This window comes from Serratia sp. KH_031, assembly GCF_057839655.1.
The window spans coordinates 2531415-2550746 of the sequence record NZ_CM174496.1 but is presented as its reverse complement, the minus strand read 5'-3'; the positions used below and the strand labels follow the sequence as shown (position 1 = coordinate 2550746).

Genomic DNA, 19332 nt, shown 5'->3' with positions numbered 1-19332 from the left:
TCACGGAGGAAATATGTCAGATAATACGCTTTCATCGGTAGATGATTTAGCTGAAAAGAAAGTGACTGGTGGCAAGAAAGTTATTTTCGCCGCCTCTTTTGGTAATGCATTAGAGTTTTTCGATTTTGGTATTTATAACTTCTTCGTTATTTATATTAGCGTGTTATTTTTCCCACCCTCTAGCGATCCGAATCTAGGGTTATTGCTGGCGTTTGCTACCTTTGGTGTCAGTTTCTTCATGCGCCCATTAGGCGGCATTCTGATTGGTGCTTATGCCGACCGTTGCGGTCGTAAATCCGCGATGATTTTGACTATTTCGCTCATGACCTTGGGTACGGCGATGATCGGTTTCGCACCGACCTACGTCAGTGCCGGTTATTGGGGCACGGTAACGCTAGTGGCGGCGCGTTTGATTCAAGGTATTGCGGCGGGAGGAGAAGTGGGGGCGTCGATGTCGATGTTGGTGGAGTCGGCCCCGCCTAACCGACGTGGCTTCTATTCCAGTTGGCAGTTAGCAACGCAAGGGATCGCCACTATTTTTGGCGGTCTCACGGCATTGGCATTGAGTGCCGCGCTACCGGCGATCACAGGCGATCCAGAGGTTATGGCCAGTTGGGGTTGGCGAGTGCCGTTCTTTATTGGCATTTTACTGGCTCCACTGGGTTGCTGGTTACGTATCAATCTGGAAAACGATCGCCCAGAGGTTGTTCAGGGCAAGAGTGAGGAAACGCCATCGCTCGGACACACGCTGCGGCAACATACGCGAGTGGTTGTTATTGGTGTGATGTTGACTATTGGTGCGACAGTTGCCACTTATATTTCTATGTATTATCTCGGGACTTATGCAGTGAAATATCTAGGTATGGCGCAGCCGTATGCTTATGCCGCGATGTTGCTCGCCGGATTGATCACGTTTGGCGGCAGTTTATTAGTCGGTACTTGGTGCGATCGCATCGGGCGTTTGCCATTGATCCTGTGGTCACGCGTGGCGCTGTTGATTATCGCATTCCCTGCGTTTTGGTTATTGGTCGCAATACCGCATCCCGTCGTATTGCTGCTGGTGGTCTTGGTATTGATCACGCTGACCACTATCGGCTCAGTACCGACGATGTTGGTGATTTCTGAACTGTTCCCGAAAAATATTCGAGCAGTGGGGTTCGCCTTGGTCTATAGCTTGGGCGTCGCTATCTTCGGTGGTTTTGCCCAATATTTTGCTACTCAGTCGATCGAACTGACCGGATCACTGCTGGCTCCTGCGGGGTACCTGGTTTTGGCAACTATCGTGTCATTGGTTGTTGTACCGTTGCTGCAAGAAACCGGTAGGATTTCGTTGCAATAAACCAAAGAAAAGGGGCGATACCGTTTGGTTATCGCCCCTCAATCGTTCTAGCGCTAAAGGTTACACCACCGGCTTGGCAATCACGTTACGGGTTTCCATCCGCACTTCGGCGATGTTGACCTGCAAGCTGTCGCTCTGACGGTAAACCACTTCACCTTTCACCTGCACAGTGCCAGTTTCTTGGCTACAGACCATCTCATCACGTATCGCATGGATGAATGGCGCAGGAATGAAGGCAACGGCACCGTTGTCTACCAAACGCACGCGCAGACCACCGCGAGTCACATCGATGATTTCTGCATTGAAACGCTCATCGGTACCGGCCTTGTCTTTCAAGTAACGGGCATACAGCCAGTCACCGACATCACGCTCTGCCATGCGGTTAAAACGGCGACGCTCTGTCAATTGTGCTGTAATTTCGTCCTGCGGTTTCTCTGCGGCTTGGTCAGCAATAATGGCTTTCAGCAGGCGATGGTTAACCATATCGCCGTATTTACGAATTGGCGAAGTCCAAGTGGCATAAGCCTCCAGCCCCAGACCAAAATGAGGCCCCGGCGTGGTGCTGATCTCAGCAAAAGTTTGGAAACGACGGATGCGGCTATCGAGGAATTGCGTCGGTTGTGAATCCAAATGACGACGTAGCTCGCAGAAACCTTCCAGCGTCAGCAGTTTTTCTGCCTCAGCTTTTACACCGTTGGCTTGCAAGACGGTCACCGCTTGCTCAATGAGCGCAGGATCGAAACCGTTGTGCACGTTGTAGATACCAAAGCCCAAACGATCGCGCAGCACGATGGCGGCACAAACGTTAGCTGCAATCATGCACTCTTCAACGATGCGGTTGGCGGAACGGCGTTGCTCGGTGATGATTTCCAGCACGTCGCCTTTCTCACCCAATACGAAGCGATAATCAGGACGGTCTTTGAACACCAACGCATGTTGATGACGCCAACTGTTACGGGCATCACAAACGCGTTTCAGCAGTGTGATTTGTTGAGCGATAGCTTCACTCGGTGGCTGCCAACCGGTAATGCCGTCCAGCCAATCGGAAACTTCGTCATAAACCAGTTTAGATTTAGATTCGATCTCGGCGGTGAAGAACTGAATATCGTTACCCAATGCGCCATCGGCGGCGATGGTCACGCGGCAAGCCAGTACTGGACGGCGTTCGTTAGGACGCAATGAGCATAGGTTGTCGGACAGATCGCGCGGCAACATTGGGATATTGAAGCCCGGCAGATAGTTGGTGAAAGCACGTACGCGGGCGATTTCATCCAACTGACTACCTTGTTCTACATATGCGGTAGGGTCGGCAATCGCGATGGTCAGTTGCAGTGAACCGTCACCGTTGTCCTGCACGTATAGTGCATCGTCCATATCTTCGGTGCTGGCGCTGTCGATAGTGACAAACTCCAACGCGGTCAGATCTTCACGCGGCAATGTGGCCTTTGGCTCGCTGATGGCCACCATCTCTGGGGCTTCTTTTTCCAGATTATGGCGTGCCAATGTGACCCACCAAGGTGCGAAATGGTCTTCTGCATCGGTAATAAAGTGGGTGAGATCAGCATAGAACCCGCGATCGCCTTTCAGCGGATGGCGGCGCATTTCTGCGACTGCCCAATCACCGGCTTGGAAATCATGCTTCAGATCGCGCGCAGGACGGCATTGGATCGCATCTTTTAGCAACGGATGATCGGGAACGATGGATAGGCGATCGTCTTTCTTTTGCACGCGACCAACAAAGCGTGACAGGAAGGGCTCGATCAGCTCTTCAGGCTCAGCGATCTCGCGTTCCTTTTCGGTATGCAGGGTCGCAGTGATGCGATCGCCATGCATTACTTTCTTCATCTGCGGTGGTGGAATGAAATAGCTTTTTTGACCGTCAGCCTCAAGAAAGCCAAAGCCTTTCTCAGTACCTTTTACGACGCCTTCAACGCGTGGAGTCTGAGAGTGAAGTTGCTGTTTAAGCTGCGCCAGCAGCGGGTTATCTTGAAACATATCGTCCAGTAAATGGGTTTGTGAGTGGCAAGATTTGCGGCTGACAGTTTTACGCGAATCACCTGCTGTGGGCAAGCTTAACCTCATGCTTTTACCGTGTTACGGCACGGCTAACGTTCATTTTTAGCATCACAATAGGTATTAAAATCCACTACAGCTGTTTCTTTTAATATAAACAAACGGTAATCACAGCTTTTAGATATGTAGCTTTCTGGCTTGAAATGGAGCATTTCTCCTGTGGTTTTAATGATAGGCAGCCCTACGTTTCTATTCATGAAAAAATACTGATAAGTATATCGTGAAACCGCGGGGTCAACTGTTTTAATCAGTGGAAATACATTACGGGTGAGTTCGGCATCGGGGAATGTTTTAATGGTATTAATGAAAGTGATATTTTTTGCCGTTTGCGTACGTGCTACATCGGCTTTAATCATCCACATGACGGATGACAGATAACTTTGTTCTTTTATCATCGTATTGAAAATTGCCACCATTGTTACAGATGCGTACATGATGCTGATAATAAAGGCGACAATGACTGGGCCGCACAACCACCGAGGGATAATGGAGAACGTAACTAGCATACAAAAGAGCGTAAAGGCACTATAAGCAGGCATAGCTCTGGGCGCCACTACCGGAACATTCAGGAACAACGAGACCCCTGGAATCATCAATATTATGAGTAATGGAGAAAGCAAGGAAATGATGATGACGGGAATACGATAAGGGCGCGTTTTATTCCGGTTTAACTCTATGACTTTGATTATTGTGCACACGAACATAAGAAGGGTGGGTAACAGGATTAAAATTACTCTCCATCCAGGGAAAGCAAGTTGCATGAGAGTGAAAAAATTTAATAAATTGGTTGATAGGAGCGCAAAAAAGTTGGTATCGAAAGTAACCAGTTGGCTTTGCTCTATGCTGTAGTCATCGGCTATTAATGCAGAGGCAATAAAGGTTTTGTATATCAATACTGCAATAACGATGGCACAAGCCTTAGTCAGTATAAAGCGTAGAATAGGCTGTTGCCGACAAATAAAACAGTAGACGCTAATAATTACACAAGACAGATAAAGGTTAGTACTAATTTGATACAACATCAACATGCATAAAAGTAGCGCAGTGGTTATTGCTAGACTCTTGAGTTGACTAGAGGAATGATAAATAGCAGCTAACATAGCCAGCGAAAATGCACTGAGGATACTGACAGAATCCCAAATATAAAGCATTGGTTGTGCAAAGAAGGGGTTAACTACTATACCCAACGATAGAAGTATCATCTGTACTAGTGATAACTTCGTTTGCAAACTGGAAACGAACAGTGCGGAAGCAAAACTCAGAAATGTAATCCCTACAAACAATGGAATAGGAGATATATCATTTATAGTGGTACTGAATGTCAGGAGGAACTGCAACGCGGTAGTTAACGGGCGGCCATTTGAAGTCCAAGTGCTAGCATCTCCGGTGTAAAGACGTAAAAAGTCATCGCCGTAATAGACCTTATTACTCCAGAGAGGAGCGCTAACAAGAAGAGCAAATGCCAGTGTGATAAAAAAAATCGTTATTAGGCGAGAACGTTCCGTCTGGGAAAAACCTATCTCTTCTGGTGTATTAGAATACGCCAGGTCTCTTGTTTTATTTTCCATCATCATCCTTATTTATATTAACCTTATCGGGTGTAATACTGTCAATGATATATCTCGGTCTGTTTTTTGCTTCTACAAAAATGCGACTTATATATTCACCGAGAACACCAATACCGATAAGTTGTATCCCACCGGAGAAAAGTAATACAGTCATCAAAGATGCGTAGCCAGGTACAGCATTTCCCCATATCAACTTTGAAATGATCACCCAACAACCATAAAAAATAGAACCTAATGCTATAATTAACCCAATATAAGTCCAGACTCGAAGGGGAAGGGTTGAGAAGGATGTTATGCCATCGAGTGCGAGATTCCACAATTTCCATCCGCTGAACTTAGTTTTTCCGGTAACTCTTTCTGTACGTTGGTATTCAACAATTGCCGTTTTTCCTCCCACCCAAGCCATCAGACCTTTCATAAATAGCGTTCTTTCTGGCAAGTTAATAATCTTATCGACTAATTCACGAGACATCAGCCGAAAATCACCGACATTATGCTCAATGCGCTCCTTGCTGAGCATGTTATGAATGAAATAATAACCTGAAGCACTAATGCGTTTAAGGAAACTATCCGTACTGCGATTAATACGTTTGGCCAGGACGACATCTGCCCCCAACTTCCATTGAGAGACCAGCTCAGGTAACAGACTAACAGGATCTTGCATATCAACATCCATCGGGATAACGGCATCCCCTGACGCATGTTTCAACCCGGCAAAAAGAGCCGCTTCTTTGCCAAAATTCCGGCTGAAATTGATTAGTACGATGTGACTATCAAGTTGCTGAAGTGAACAAATAACTGATTTTGTATTGTCAGTGCTACCATCATTTACGAACACAATTTCTACAATATAATCCTCATTAAGAGGGTGGACATTGCGAATTGTCTGAAAAAATACCGGAATTGCAGACTCTTCATTAAATACAGGTACCACAATAGATAAAATCATGACGTTTCTTTCCTGAATACGACAAACCTTGAATAAAGGTAGTCACATGTCAGACTTATGCAAGAAAAAAACATAAAGAAAAATTAAGATTTTTTAGAACGTCTTGGTTTTCCTGTCTAATGTCCTAGTAATAGAAGGTGTAATATGACATATGTTATATAGCATATGTCATACCAAATTTTTATATCCTATAAATTATAATTTTTAAGCACCTTAAACGCAGAGTTAATAGGTGTTTATTAAATCGCTATGCATACATCATGAACGGGGGGAATAAAGTTTCCTGATTAGCTCTTAAGCTGAAGAAGAGGTATTTCACCTTGTGTTTTCCAAGGGCGAATGACCACCGGAATCGACTTAGAAGTCGGTGTGCCGGTGCCGTCACCAAAACTCGCTAAAGGTACCAATGGGTTAGTTTCTGGATAGTAAGCGGCCAAGTTGCCACGTGGAATGGCGTAGCTCACCAGTTTGAAACCGCTGACCTTACGGGTGATACCATCATTCCATAGGGTTTCGATCTCTATCAACTCACCATCTTGCATCCCCAGCTCCGCTAAATCCTCTGGGTTGATGAACAACACTTCACGTTGCCCATAGACGCCACGGTAGCGGTCATCCAAACCATAAATGGTGGTGTTGTATTGATCGTGCGAACGTAAGGTTTGCAATGTAAACGGCGCTTTTTCGTCGCCCAATTGTGGGAACAGGGTGCTTGGTAGTGTGGCAGCGCTAAATTCGGCCTTACCGCTTGGCGTGGCGAAACGGAACTCGGCCGCGGCATTACCTAAATAAAAGCCGCCGGGTTGTTCGCAGCGCGGATTGAAATCTTTAAATCCGGGAATTGTCGCGGCGATATGATTGCGGATTAATGAATAGTCATCGGCCAACTCCAGCCAATCTAGTTGCTGGCTACCTAAAACTGCGTCGGCGATGGCGCAGACGATCGCCGTTTCCGACCATTGGCTGTCCGCTAACGGTTTGTTGATGCCTTCCGAGGCGTGCACCATGCTGAATGAATCTTCTACGGTGATAAATTGCGGGCCGCTGGCTTGCATATCTAACTCGGTACGCCCCAACGTCGGTAAGATTAACGCATCTTTACCGGTTACCAAATGGCTGCGGTTGAGCTTGGTGCTGATATGCACCGTCAAATCACAGTGACGCAGCGCTTGTGCAGTACGTTCGCTATCCGGTGCTGCCGCCGCCAAGTTACCACCCAGAGCGATTAACACTTTGACTTCGCCACGCAGCATCGCTTCGATGGCTTCGACGGTGTTGTGACCAGGTTCTCTACGCGGCGTGAAATCAAAGTGCTGTTCCAGACTGTCGAGCAGGGCTTTCGGTGCCTTCTCGTCAATCCCCATGGTGCGATTGCCTTGCACATTACTGTGACCACGCACTGGACACAAGCCCGCCCCCGGTTTACCCAACTGGCCGAACAGTAATTGCAGATTGGTGATTTCCCGCACCGTGGCGATCGAGTGTTTATGTTGCGTTACGCCCATCGCCCAAGTGCAGATCACTCGCGGTGCACCCTGATAAATGCTGGCGGCCTGACGAATTTGTTCTTCGCTCAAACCAGATTGTTGGATGATCTGTTGCCAGCCGGTAGCATCGACCTGCGCCAAATAGGCTTCGACGCCCACGCTATGCTGTTCGATAAACGCCAGATCAAACACACCAGATTGACCGGCTGCCAATTGCTGACGATGACTTTCTAATAACGCTTTCACCATGCCGCGCACTGCTGCCATATCACCGCCCAAATTGGGCTGATAATAAGCAGAGCTGATAGGCGAGGATTTTGGCGTCAGCATTTGAATCGGGCTTTGTGGATCGGCAAAGCGCTCCAAGCCTCGTTCACGCAGCGTATTAAAACTGACGATCCGCGCACCACGTGCCGCTGCATTTTTCAAACTGTGTAACATGCGTGGGTGGTTAGTGCCGGGATTCTGACCAAAGACGAAAATAGCATCCGCATATTCAAAATCTTCCATGCGGATGGTGCCTTTGCCCACGCCGATACTCTGTTTCAGCCCGCTGCCGCTGGCTTCGTGGCACATGTTGGAGCAATCTGGGAAGTTGCTGGTTCCTAACATGCGGCCAAACAATTGATACAGGTAAGAGGACTCATTGCTAGCGCGGCCAGAAGTGTATAACTCGATCTGATTCGGGTTATCCATCTGCTTGATATGTTGAGCGATCAGTGTCAGCGCCTCTGACCAGGCGATCGGTTGGTAATGATCGCTTTTGGCGTCGTAACGCATTGGGTGGGTGAGTCGCCCTTGGTATTCGAGAAAGTAATCACTTTGTTGCGCTAGGGTACTCACACTATGGGCGGCGAAGAACTCCGGTGTGACCCTACTGCGTGTGGCTTCCCAACTCACCGCTTTAGCGCCATTCTCACAAAAGCTGAAGGTGCTGTGGTTGTCATCACCCCAGGCACAGCCGGGGCAGTCGAAGCCACGTGCTTTGTTCACTCGCATCAGGTTACGCAGGTTTTTCAGGGTTTGCTTGCTGTCACGGACATAACGCGTGGTGGCTTCCAATGAGCCCCAGCCGCCCGCAGCACCGGTATACGGCTTGATTGATGTTTTGAATTTCATTTTATGTTTCGCAGGTGTTTGTAGCTAAAAGGTAAACGCCTTTTTAAGCGTTTTGAGTATTTATGTCACAAGTTTAGGAGTATGTAACGAGGGCGTCTAATCGAATGGGATAATGGCGGCATAGAGCAGGTCTATCACTCTATGTTACGGAAAAAACAACTGCTTGCACTCTAACATCCACTGCAAAAGAGTCGGAGTTCCGCACAGCATGGCTTTGGTGCAGTCTATCTAGCGGATTATATGAGCCTTTTATTTGAGGATTTTTGCGTGAAGCGTTCAGTATTAGCGGTTATTTGTGGAGTTTTACTGCCTTTGTCCACTCAAGCGGCGGATGCGCCGCTCAGTTTTCCCACCATGACACCGCCAACGATAGACGCGGCCTCTTACGTATTAATGGATTACACCACCGGCCAAGTGTTAGCGCAAAATAACGGCGATGAGCGTCGTAACCCAGCGAGCCTAACCAAATTGATGACTGGATTAGTGATTGACCATGCGCTCGATCAGCACAAGATTGGTTTGGACGATGTGGTGACCGTCGGTAAAGACGCGTGGGGCGCTGGGAATCCGGTGTTTAAAGGTTCTTCATTGATGTTCTTAAAACCAGGTGACAGGGTCACTGTTCGCGATCTTAGCCGGGGCATTATCATTGACTCTGGCAACGATGCTTGTGTCGCGATGGCAGATTATGTGGCAGGTAGCCAAGCCGCCTTCGTCAATCTGATGAACCAAAAAGCGGCGCAGTTGGGTCTGCAAAATACTCATTTTGAAACCGTGCACGGGTTGGATGCGCCGGGGCAATTCACTACGGCTGCGGATCTGGCGCAGATTTCACGCGCCATTATTATGAGCGAACCGGCGGAATATCATATGTACAGTGAGAAATCACTGACTTGGAACGGCATCACTCAGCAAAACCGTAACGGCCTGTTGTGGGATAAAACCCTGCATGTCGACGGCATGAAAACCGGTCATACCGACGCCGCGGGTTTTAGCATTATCGCCACAGCTACCGAAGGTGATCGTCGTTTAATCGCGGTCGTGATGGGCGGGAAAAGCTCCAAAGGACGCGAAGATCAGGCGCGTAAATTACTGACTTGGGGATTGCGTGATTTCGCCACCGTACACATGTTCAAAGCCGGTGAAACATTGGGGCAGGAGAAAGTCTGGTACGGCGATAAACACGACGTATCGGTAGGCGTGCTGCAAAATGAATACCTCAGTTTGCCCAGAAATCAGGCCGATAAACTGAAGGCGCAATATGTGTTAAATACCAAACGACTCGATGCGCCGCTGCAAAAAGATCAAACCGTGGGAGAGGTACGCATCAGTGAAGAGGGCAAGGTGCTAAAAACTTTGCCGTTGGTGGCGTTGCAACCGGTCAACGCAGGCAGCATGTTCTCTCGCTTGGTAGATTATGTGCGGCTGAAGGTTTGATGGGGTTGGTGTAAACTCCCACCAAAAATCATCACCCGAGCCTATGAATGGACATTAAACAGCTGATCTACCTGTGCAATCTTGAACGCGAGCGCCATTTTGGCCGGGCGGCGGAAGCCAGTTTCGTTAGCCAACCTACGCTTTCCATGCGATTGAAAAACTTGGAGAAAGAGCTCGGTGTTTCATTGATTAACCGAGGCAATAACTTCGAAGGTTTTACCGCCGAAGGCGAACGGGTATTGGCGTGGGCGCGGGAGATTGTTTCGGTTTATCAGGGATTGAAGCTGGAAGTTGAATCACTAAAACATGGATTGAATGGGACGTTGCGTATTGGCGCGGTGCCGCAATGCAGCATTTCGTTGGCGCAGATGTTGAAAGCGGTCAGCGAAAAATATCCGCAGTTAGATTATCGCGTGTCAGTACTGAGTGCCGATCAATTGTTGGAAGCCTTAACGGCACATACGGTGGATATCGGCATCGGTTTCTTTGAGCTGACCACACTGAAAGAATTACATTTTCAGTCTCAGGCGTTGGAAGATAGTGGTGTTGAATTGGTGTTTCACCCAGAACATTTCCCACAGTTGCTCGGTGATGAACCGTTAACCTTAACTGAGGTGGCGGCTTTACCGCTCTGTTTAGCTGAGCCGACGCGCTATTTTCGTCGCTATCTGGATCAGCAGTTCCGTGAGGAGGAACTGACATTACATGCACGGATGGAAACCACCTCGATTTTCCAGCTATTACAGGCGATTACCGTCGGATTGGGCTGTGGACTATTCCCTCAAGGCAATTTACTCCCTGAAATGACACCAGAGCTACGGCGGCGATCACTCGCCATTGCCCCGATGTCGCGTCATGCAGCGTTGGTGATCGCCGAGCCTGGACGCGCGACACCGTTGGCGCAACATTTTTTTGATGCAGCACAAGGCTGGCTGCTGCGCTAATCAACATCGCCCAAACTAGAACGCAGGCGATTTTCCCAAGCGTAAAGTGCAGTGGTGAGCACCACGTCTAATGTCTGCGCTGGGTTTAACCCCAAATTAAACAGCGGTTGTACACTTTGCGGCGAGAATTTCTCCGGGGCTCGAGTCAGTTCGCTGGCGGTACGGATCACCGCTTGCGCCACTGGCTGTTGGCTGATGGTCAATCCGGCAGCGATGCTATCGAACAGGGCGCGACTGAGTTCGCTATTTTGCACCTGATTGGCGGCGACAGCGGCGCAATAGCGGCTGCCATTGATTCGTGAAACCGCTAATCGCACCAACGCTTTCAATCGAGGCGACAGGCCGTAACCTTCAGCGTTAATGTGGGTAAATACCGCGTTGCGTTCGTGCAATATGACATGGGTATCCGCCAACCGGGGCTGCCATGATAATTCCTGTTCATTAAAGACGATGTTATCCGCATCTGTTTGCGTCGGGAAGCCTGGTAAAACCACCGAGGGGCGACCCGCTAGCGCAGAAATCCCAGCGTTCACTCGAGCTTGATAGCTGACAAAACCAATCACCTGTGAAAACGCGATAATATCCGCTGGGCTAAGGCCAACGTCGGCCAATTGTTGCAAGGCTTTGCTGCAAATGAGCGTCGGTTGACTGGCGAGTTGTCTGGCGTACTGGGTGATTTGGGTCAGGCGGATATTGCTTTCGCGGGAGGCTTCAGGGCCGTCTAGCGGGGCGAGGCGGGCGGCGTAGTGGCTACAAAGTGATTGTACGCCCGTCACTTGCGCCACGGTGAGTGCGGTACTGAGACGCTCGTAGAGTGACAATGTCACAAATCGCGAAAGTGTTAGCCGCTCAGGAAATAGCTGGTGATAACTGTTTCGTGAAGCGCTAAAAACCGGACTGCGAGCATTGATGGCCTGCTTCAAGGCGTGATCGGTAACGTTGTCTAGGCCAAATAAAAAACTATCGCCAACGCTGGCAAGTTTAGGCATCAATGGTGCTGTACTACGCCCGCTGCCTTGAGTTTCGTGATACCACTGAGCATGATGTCGACGTAATTCCATACAGAGATAAATCCTGTGGTTTAACGGATTTTAACTATGTGGATATACTCACCGATGGCATCAACGGAACAAAATAATGTTACGTACTAATTAATAACCAAACGGCATAAAATATAATTAGATAATACAAAAATGTAATTTGTATTTGCGCGGATTGGATAACGCGGCTGAGGAAAGGGAAAACCCGCGACCGTAACCGACCACGGGGAATTGCTTTAGAATTTGCCCCCATCACGCCGCCAGGCATCGGCGGTGAGTGCTTCACCAAAGTGACTGGTAATCAAACGTTTGGTCAATTCGTGCAGCGGGGAGGCCAACACCTCGGCGGTACTGCCGCGCTCAACGATTTCACCTTCATGCATCACCATCACTTGATCGCTAATATGCTTCATCATGCCCAAATGTTGGGTGACGTAGATATAAGCAATGCCATGTTTTTCTTGCAATTCAAGCATCAAGTTGATGATTTGCGAACGCATCGACATATCTAGCGAAGCTAGGGCTTCATCGGCGACAATCACTTTCGGTTGCAGAATCAAGGCGCGAGCCAGCGCCACGCGCTGTTTCTGCCCAGAGGCCAGCATATGTGGATAGTAATTGGCGTGATCCGGTAGCATCCCAACCTGACGTAGCGTCTGGTAAATACGCATTTCGCGTTCTGGTGCTTCCAAATCAGTGTTCAAACGCAGTGGCGCGTCGAGGAGTTGACCGATACGTTGGCGCGGATTCAGCGAGGTACTGGGATCTTGGAAAATCATACGAATACGCTGGCTACGGTAGCGATAATCACCAAACTCCAGTGGATGATCGTCGATCAGTAATTCACCCGAAGAAGGTTCAACCATACCGGACAGCATTTTCGCCAGCGTCGATTTGCCTGAACCGTTTTCGCCAATCACGGCCAGCGTTTGGCCTTCACGCAGGGTGAAGCTCACCGATTTAACCGCTTCCACATGTTGACGACGGAACAGGCCAGTGCGATAGCGATAAGTTTTGGTGAGGTTGCGCACTTCCAACAACGTTTCCATGTTATTGCTCCTCCATATTCAACGGGAAGTGGCAGGCGAACAGGTGGTTTTTCACCGGACGCAGGCGTGGGGTTTCGATACATTCGCGTTGGGCATACGGGCAACGTGGTCCCAACCGGCAGCCGATCGGCAAGTGTTCCAATGAAGGGATCGCGCCCGGCAAGGTATTGAGACGGCTCTTGTGTGGTAACGACCGGCCAAAATCAGGCATTGAGCGGATCAACGCTTGGGTATAAGGGTGGTGCGGCGTCGTCAGCAGGTCTTCACACTGCGCGCTTTCCACCGTCTGGCCACAATACAGCACGTTCACCCGATCGGCCCATTTGCTCATCATCTGCAAATCGTGGCTGATCAACAAGATAGTGGTGTTGTTGTTCTGGTTTAGCCGCGAAAGCAGACGGAAAATCTGCGCTTGTGTTGTCGGCTCCATAGCGTTAGTCGGCTCATCGGCGATCAACAAACGTGGCTGATTAGCGAGTGCGATGGCAATCATCACTTTCTGGCATTCACCGTCGGTTAACTCATACGGAAAACTGCCCATGATATCGACGTGATCTTTAATTCCAACGCGGTGTAACAGCTCGATGGCACGGCGTTTTCGCCAGTTAAAACGTTGCCACCAACGGCCTTTGTAGGTCCAACCCGGAATGGCCTGAGCCAATTGACGGCCAATGTTTTCGGAAGGGTCGAGACAGGATTGCGGCTCCTGGAAAATCATCGATACGTTATGGCCGACCAGCTTACGTCGCTCACGTGGCGTCAATTGCAATAAATCGATATCGTTAAAGCGGAAGCGATCGGCGGTAACGCGCCAATTGTCTTTAGTCACACCACAAATGGCTTTGGCGATCAGACTCTTACCGGAACCGGATTCACCGACCAGCCCACGCACTTCACCTTCGGTCAGCGTCATACTGACACGGTCGACCGCTTTGACCGGCCCTTCGGCAGTCATAAACTCAATGGTCAGATTGCGAATATCAAGTAACGGCATCATTCCACCCCGGCATTGATGGCGCGGCGAATGCCGTCACCTAACAGGTTAACCATCATCACGCTGAACAAAATCGCAGCGCCGGGCAACATCACCGTCCACGGGGCGACATACACCAATTCCAGCGAGTCACCGAGCATGGCTCCCCATTCCGGTGACGGCAATTGCGCGCCCAGATCGAGGAAGCCGAGGGCGGCAATATCGAGGATCGCCATCGACAGTGCGCGGGTGAATTCTGTCACTAGCACCGCTGCGATATTTGGCATTACCGCGTACCACAAAATTTGCAGGGTGGATGCGCCATCCAGACGTACCGCCACCACATATTCTTTTTCCAGCTCGTCGTGTACCGCGCTATAAACGGTACGCACCATGCGTGGCAATAGCGCTAACCAAACGGCCAGCATCGCGTGTTCTAACTTCGGGCCGATAAAGGCCACCACGATAATGGCTAACAGTAATGAAGGAATGGAGAGCAGGGTGTCGAGAATATGGTTCAACACGGCAGAACGCAGGCCGCGGGTGACGCCAGCGAACACGCCGAGGATCACGCCAAAGAACGCGGCGGCTAAAGTGACTAACAGCGCGGAGCCAAAGGTAGCGGCGGTGCCGGTCAGCAAGCGGCTAAGGATGTCGCGCCCCAAGTCGTCAGTACCGAGGAAGAACGACACGTTACCGTAGCGCGACCATGACGGTGGTAACAGTTGGTAGCCCATAAATTGCTGATCGAGCGCGTAAGGTGCTAGCAGGCTGCCAAACAGGCACAACAACAATAAAGCGATCACACCGTAAAAACCGATCATCGCCAGCGCATCGCCATAAAAAATCCGCCAGGTATACAACAGCGGGCTAGGCATTTTCTTTTCGCGGTATACGTTATCTAAGGGCATACCATTCCTTATGTTTCAGTGGGTTGGTTGCTGCACCCAAAATATCGGCCAACACGTTAATCGTGATCACCAAGGTGCCGATCACCATCACGCCGGCAGAGATCGCCGCGTAATCTTGTTGACGGATAGCGTTGATCAACCAACGCCCGAGCCCTGGCCAACTGAACACCACTTCGGTGATCATCGCCAGCGTTAGCATGGTGGAAAACTGGAGCCCTAACTTAGGGATAATCGGCGGCAGAGCGTTATGCAACACATGGCGGCGAATAATAGTAAAACGTGACAAACCGCGGGTCGCCGCTGCTTTAATGTAGTTCTGACCGAGTACGTCATCGGTGCTGATGCGCATTAGACGTACCACTTCGGTGATTGGTGCGACGGCCAGCGCGGCGATGGGCAACACCATATGATGTAACGCGCTTTCGATCATCTCGGCGCGGTGTGGTGAATCAGATAGCCAAGCATCAATTAAGGCAAAACCCGTTACCGATTTCACTTGATATAAAAGATCGAAACGGCCTGATACCGGCAACCAACCCAGATGCAACGAGAAGAACAGCATCAACAATAACGCCAACCAGAATACCGGCATGGAAAAACCAATCAGTGCGAAGGTGCTGATGGCGGTATCTTGCCATTTCCCCCGCAGTACACCGGCGATGATCCCCAGTGGAATACCGATAAACAGCGCCATCGTAAACGCCAAAATGCACAGTTCCATGGTAGCCGGGAACACTTCACTAAGTTGATCGCTGATCGCTTGACCATTGATGCTGGAAACGCCGAAGTCCCAGTGCAACAGGCTGGTGAAGTAAAACTGATAGGCATCCCACAACCCGGCACCGTTCAACGGCGCGCGTGGGGTGAAGTAGCTCAGACTGAAGCTGACCAGCGTCAGGAAGAACAACGTGATCAGCAACAGCAACAGACGACGAAACGTAAAGATAATCACTTCTTCGGCTCCTCGGCTGGCTCACGGTATACCCCGGCAAACGAGGCATTGCCGAACGGGCTTAAAACCAGCCCTTTAATATCGTAACGGTAGGCTTGCAGGCGCAATGAGGACGCCAACGGTAGCACCGGCAATTGTTGTTCTAGGATTTTCTGCGCCTTCTGATAGCTTTCTATCCGTTGTGCCAGTTGCTGCGATAACAGAGCATTTTGCAAGGTTTCGTCAAAGCTGGGATCACACCAGTGAGCATAGTTGGTTTGCGAGCGGATTGCCGCGCAGCTCAATAGCGGACGGAAGAAACTGTCGGGATCGTTACTGTCCGTTGACCAACCAGTGAGAGTGAGATCGTGACTCATCTCCATCAGTTGTGCTTCTTGGAAACGACCTTCTACCGGCACGATGGTGACGGTGATACCAACCTGCGCTAAATCGGCCTGCAACAGCTCGGCCGTTTTCAATGGGCTTGGGTTATAGGATTGTGATGCGGTGGGTACCCACAGGGTCAAATGCAGCTGGTCGATACCTTCGGCTTTTAGGATTTCGCGTGATTTTTTCGGATTATACTCTGTGACTTGCGCATCGTTATCATAAGCCCAAGAGGCTCGCGGCAAGATAGACGCCGCAGTTTCCGCCGTACCGTAGTAAATCGACTGCATCAAACGTTGGTTGTTAATCGCCAACGCGACGGCATGACGAACTTTAACGTCATTCAGCGGTGGCTTACGGGTATTGAAGGCTAAATAGGCGATATTCATACCAGGACGCAGAGTCAGCCGCAGGCGAGGATCGTCACGCAGGATCGACAACTGGCTCGCCGCGGGATAGGCCAGCACATCACATTCACCGGTCAGAAGTTTGGAGAGTCGCCCAGTGCCGCCTGCGCCCATATCGACGACTACCTGTGGCATCCGTGGTTTGCCTTTCCAGTAAACGTCGTTACGCGCTAAGCGGATGTATTGCCCGGAGCGAAATTCGCTCAACAGAAACGGACCTGTCCCGACCGGCTCGCGGTCGATCAATTCTTGGTTTCCAGCCTTAGTCAAATTATCGGCATATTCGGCGGATAAAATCGGTGCGTAGTGGGTCGCCAAATGCCACAGGAATGAAGCATCTGGCCTTTGTAGGCGAATTTCGACGGTATAGTTGTCGAGTTTCTTCACGCTTTGTACCGTGTCACCGAACTGCAAACTGTCAAAGTACGGGTAATCACCGCCATTGACGTCATGGTAAGGGTGTTTTTGGTTGAACATGCGATCAAAACTAAATACCACGTCGTCGGCATTCATCTTGCGAGTAGGTTTGAACCAATCGGTCGTCTGGAATGGCACGTCTTTGCGTAGATGGAAACGGTAGGCCGCGCCGTTATCCAACACCTCCCAGCTTTGAGCCAATTCAGGAATTAAACGATAAGTATAAGGATCGACATCCAGTAGGCGATCGTAGAGCTGCACCGCCAAGGTATCGACGATCAACCCGCTGCTCGCCATCTGTGGGTTGAAGGTATTCAGTATGCCACTGACACAATAGACAAAGCCGCTTTGGCGGATGTCTGGCACCGGTTTTTCTGCGCTTGGCGCAGGTGGAGTTGAGGCCATGGCGGAACCTGCCAAACAGCTCAACGACAATATCCAAAGGGGTAAACCACGCATAGAGGCTTCATGGGTTATTAAGCAATAACCTTAGTGTACCGTACTCTGACGATCTGCCCAATTCCTTGAGCAAAAAGGTCGATTTTTCTGCGAGTTGGCCATCATTCTTATAGTTAACATCAATTGTTATGTTATAACATTAATTGTCGTGATATCGTTTCCTCGTTAAACCGTTTCACACGAGGGGAACTATGGAAACGACAATGCCACTGCGTCAGCGCTTGCCAGATATACAGGCTGGACAAGGGGAAATGAGTCACATCGGGCTTGATTGGGTGGGGATGCAGGGGATTGCATTGCCGTTAGAGTTGGAGGGAAAACCACTCATTGCTAAGGTTAATGCCGGAATTAATCTGCTCGCCAACCAACAAGGCACGCGCGGCATACATATGTCGCGACTGTATCTGGCGTTGGATGAACTGACTCAAGGTGAACTGACGCCACAACGCATCGCTGCCACGTTGCACGCCTTCCTGTCTTCACAACCGGAATATAGCGATCGCGCGTATCTCTCTATTTTTGGTGAACTGTTGTTATCCCGCTCGGCAATGATCACTTCGCAACGTGGTTGGAAGGCGTATCCACTATGCATTGAAGCCGTGCTGGCGCAAGAGTTGACGATAACGCTGCAAGTCGGCGTGCCATATTCATCAACTTGCCCAAGTTCGGCGGCGTTGAGCCGGCAACTGGCACAGCAGCAATTTCAGTTTGATTTCGAAAGTCAGCCCGAAACCATGACACAACAGCAGGTGGTGGATTGGTTAGGAGAGCAAGGAATGCCCGCTACACCGCACAGTCAACGCAGTTGGGCCTGGGTGACTGTCACGTTGAACGATAAAGAAACTGTTCTACCGGTGACGGTGTTGATCGATCGTATCGAACATGCACTTCGTACATCGGTACAAACCTTGGTAAAACGCGTAGATGAACAGGCGTTTGCCTTCGCCAACGGTCAAAATCTGATGTTTTGTGAAGATGCCACCCGTCGTTTATATCAAGCCTTGTGCAGCCAATGTGAACATCGTGCTTTTGAAGTGCGGGTCGAACATCAGGAAAGCTTGCATGCGCATAACGCCGTCGCCCAACTGAAGTGGTCAAGGGGGGATGATGCTGCGTAAGAACCCTAGCGGCCACCTACCGCAGGTCTCGGTGAAAGCCTATGTCGATCCTACGGCGATTATCTGTGGGCGAGTGATTATTGAGGATTTTGTTTATGTCGGCCCTTACGCGGTGATTCGTGCAGATGAAGTGAATGCCAGCGGCGATATGGAACCGATCGTGATTGGCTCACACACCAATATTCAAGATGGTGTAGTGATCCACTCTAAAAGCGGTGCTGCTGTGACGATAGGCAGTTTTAGCTCGATTGCCCATCGTGCCATTGTGCATGGTCCGTGCCGCATCGACGATAGCGTCTTTATCGGTTTTAACAGTGTGTTGTTTAACTGTCATATTCATTCGGGTTGCGTAATACGCTACAACGCGGTGGTCGATGGAGTGACTCTGCCGGAAAACCTGTATATCCCTTCAACCGAGTGCATTGTGGCTGGTAGTGATTTATCGGTTTATCGCCAAGTAGATCGCGACGCGTTGCAATTTTCAGAAGAGGTGGCGGCGACAAACATTGAGCTGGTGCGGGGTTATCAAAATCTACGCAATGAGTTTTGAATGCTAAATGCACAACGTTACTATGAAAATGAGAATAATTCTCAATAAAAAGCTTTACAGATGATATTGGGAACTATTATCATTATCTGGCAGTTCACGGAAGGCCACGCCCTGTGGCTCTTTGTGGAAGGCACGACATTGCTCACATTGCTTCCAGTAATTTTTTTAGCCAGC

Annotated in this window: 15 protein-coding genes; 5 read left to right on the top strand and 10 right to left on the bottom strand. The window is 49.7% G+C overall.

The window, feature by feature from the left end:
* The first annotated feature begins 13 nt into the window (after positions 1-13).
* Positions 14-1339: an MFS transporter gene (locus tag AC3ISQ_RS11470; protein ID WP_489346564.1), complete on the top strand. Its 1326-nt coding sequence runs from the start codon at positions 14-16 to the stop codon at positions 1337-1339.
* A gap of 60 nt (positions 1340-1399) precedes the next feature.
* Here AC3ISQ_RS11470 and AC3ISQ_RS11465 read toward each other — a convergent pair whose 3' ends face one another.
* The 4 genes from AC3ISQ_RS11465 to AC3ISQ_RS11450 all read right to left on the bottom strand — a co-directional run bounded on the left by AC3ISQ_RS11465 (position 1400) and on the right by AC3ISQ_RS11450 (position 8535).
* Positions 1400-3334: an exoribonuclease II gene (locus tag AC3ISQ_RS11465; RefSeq protein WP_489353248.1), complete on the bottom strand. Its 1935-nt coding sequence runs from the start codon at positions 3332-3334 to the stop codon at positions 1400-1402.
* Positions 3335-3444: 110 nt separating this feature from the next.
* On the bottom strand, positions 3445-4986 hold the full coding sequence (locus AC3ISQ_RS11460) for a glucosyltransferase domain-containing protein (protein WP_489346563.1): 1542 nt from the start codon (positions 4984-4986) through the stop codon (positions 3445-3447).
* Positions 4970-5929 (bottom strand): glycosyltransferase family 2 protein, encoded by a 960-nt coding sequence (locus tag AC3ISQ_RS11455; RefSeq protein WP_489346561.1) that lies wholly within the window; start codon positions 5927-5929, stop codon positions 4970-4972. Before AC3ISQ_RS11455 ends, AC3ISQ_RS11460 begins: the two co-directional genes overlap by 17 nt.
* 287 nt (positions 5930-6216) lie before the next feature.
* A complete protein-coding gene (locus tag AC3ISQ_RS11450) occupies positions 6217-8535 on the bottom strand; it encodes an FdhF/YdeP family oxidoreductase (RefSeq protein ID WP_489346559.1) in 2319 nt (772 codons plus the stop codon).
* A 267-nt stretch (positions 8536-8802) separates the two neighbouring features.
* On the opposite strand from AC3ISQ_RS11450, the gene dacD reads away from it, so the two are divergent.
* Together dacD and AC3ISQ_RS11440 are read left to right on the top strand one after the other, a co-directional pair.
* Complete coding sequence (gene dacD / locus AC3ISQ_RS11445; protein WP_489346557.1) at positions 8803-9972, top strand: serine-type D-Ala-D-Ala carboxypeptidase DacD; 1170 nt, start codon at positions 8803-8805, stop codon at positions 9970-9972.
* A gap of 47 nt (positions 9973-10019) precedes the next feature.
* The gene (locus tag AC3ISQ_RS11440; RefSeq protein WP_489346556.1) at positions 10020-10916 is read left to right on the top strand and encodes a LysR family transcriptional regulator; all 897 of its coding nucleotides are present in this window, start codon (positions 10020-10022) and stop codon (positions 10914-10916) included.
* Here the strand turns inward: AC3ISQ_RS11440 and AC3ISQ_RS11435 are convergent.
* The 6 genes from AC3ISQ_RS11435 to sapA all read right to left on the bottom strand — a co-directional run bounded on the left by AC3ISQ_RS11435 (position 10913) and on the right by sapA (position 17490).
* A complete protein-coding gene (locus AC3ISQ_RS11435; protein ID WP_489346554.1) occupies positions 10913-11977 on the bottom strand; it encodes a CMD domain-containing protein in 1065 nt (354 codons plus the stop codon). The genes AC3ISQ_RS11440 and AC3ISQ_RS11435 overlap by 4 nt on opposite strands.
* A 215-nt stretch (positions 11978-12192) precedes the next feature.
* Entirely contained in the window at positions 12193-13005 is an 813-nt protein-coding gene (gene sapF / locus AC3ISQ_RS11430; protein WP_489346553.1) for a putrescine export ABC transporter ATP-binding protein SapF, read from the bottom strand.
* 1 nt (position 13006) lies between these two features.
* Positions 13007-13999, bottom strand: a complete 993-nt coding sequence (gene sapD, locus AC3ISQ_RS11425) for a putrescine export ABC transporter ATP-binding protein SapD (protein WP_489353246.1) — start codon at positions 13997-13999, stop codon at positions 13007-13009.
* Positions 13999-14889, bottom strand: a complete 891-nt coding sequence (gene sapC, locus AC3ISQ_RS11420; RefSeq protein ID WP_489346551.1) for a putrescine export ABC transporter permease SapC — start codon at positions 14887-14889, stop codon at positions 13999-14001. Before sapC ends, sapD begins: the two co-directional genes overlap by 1 nt.
* Positions 14876-15841, bottom strand: coding sequence for a putrescine export ABC transporter permease SapB (gene sapB / locus AC3ISQ_RS11415; protein ID WP_489346549.1), 966 nt, complete (start codon positions 15839-15841; stop codon positions 14876-14878). Before sapB ends, sapC begins: the two co-directional genes overlap by 14 nt.
* Complete coding sequence (sapA, locus tag AC3ISQ_RS11410; RefSeq protein ID WP_489346547.1) at positions 15838-17490, bottom strand: ABC transporter substrate-binding protein SapA; 1653 nt, start codon at positions 17488-17490, stop codon at positions 15838-15840. Before sapA ends, sapB begins: the two co-directional genes overlap by 4 nt.
* A 191-nt stretch (positions 17491-17681) precedes the next feature.
* Between sapA and folE2 the strand changes: the two genes are divergently transcribed.
* Positions 17682-18608 (top strand): GTP cyclohydrolase FolE2, encoded by a 927-nt coding sequence (folE2, locus tag AC3ISQ_RS11405; RefSeq protein WP_489346546.1) that lies wholly within the window; start codon positions 17682-17684, stop codon positions 18606-18608.
* The gene (locus AC3ISQ_RS11400; RefSeq protein WP_489353244.1) at positions 18598-19158 is read left to right on the top strand and encodes an LbetaH domain-containing protein; all 561 of its coding nucleotides are present in this window, start codon (positions 18598-18600) and stop codon (positions 19156-19158) included. The genes folE2 and AC3ISQ_RS11400 overlap by 11 nt, the downstream gene beginning before the upstream one ends.
* The last annotated feature ends 174 nt before the right edge of the window (positions 19159-19332 follow it).

Excerpts from the sequence above, each read along its gene's own strand:
- sapF (WP_489346553.1), bottom strand. The coding sequence starts at position 13,005 with ATGGAAACGTTGTTGGAAGTGCGCAACCTCACCAAAACTTATCGCTAT.
- AC3ISQ_RS11435 (WP_489346554.1), bottom strand. The coding sequence starts at position 11,977 with ATGGAATTACGTCGACATCATGCTCAGTGGTATCACGAAACTCAAGGC.
- sapD (WP_489353246.1), bottom strand. The coding sequence starts at position 13,999 with ATGCCGTTACTTGATATTCGCAATCTGACCATTGAGTTTATGACTGCC.
- sapC (WP_489346551.1), bottom strand. The coding sequence starts at position 14,889 with ATGCCCTTAGATAACGTATACCGCGAAAAGAAAATGCCTAGCCCGCTG.
- AC3ISQ_RS11465 (WP_489353248.1), bottom strand. The coding sequence starts at position 3,334 with ATGTTTCAAGATAACCCGCTGCTGGCGCAGCTTAAACAGCAACTTCAC.
- AC3ISQ_RS11400 (WP_489353244.1), top strand. The coding sequence starts at position 18,598 with ATGCTGCGTAAGAACCCTAGCGGCCACCTACCGCAGGTCTCGGTGAAA.
- AC3ISQ_RS11470 (WP_489346564.1), top strand. The coding sequence starts at position 14 with ATGTCAGATAATACGCTTTCATCGGTAGATGATTTAGCTGAAAAGAAA.
- folE2 (WP_489346546.1), top strand. The coding sequence starts at position 17,682 with ATGGAAACGACAATGCCACTGCGTCAGCGCTTGCCAGATATACAGGCT.
- AC3ISQ_RS11460 (WP_489346563.1), bottom strand. The coding sequence starts at position 4,986 with ATGATGATGGAAAATAAAACAAGAGACCTGGCGTATTCTAATACACCA.
- AC3ISQ_RS11450 (WP_489346559.1), bottom strand. The coding sequence starts at position 8,535 with ATGAAATTCAAAACATCAATCAAGCCGTATACCGGTGCTGCGGGCGGC.
- AC3ISQ_RS11455 (WP_489346561.1), bottom strand. The coding sequence starts at position 5,929 with ATGATTTTATCTATTGTGGTACCTGTATTTAATGAAGAGTCTGCAATT.
- sapA (WP_489346547.1), bottom strand. The coding sequence starts at position 17,490 with ATGCGTGGTTTACCCCTTTGGATATTGTCGTTGAGCTGTTTGGCAGGT.
- AC3ISQ_RS11440 (WP_489346556.1), top strand. The coding sequence starts at position 10,020 with ATGGACATTAAACAGCTGATCTACCTGTGCAATCTTGAACGCGAGCGC.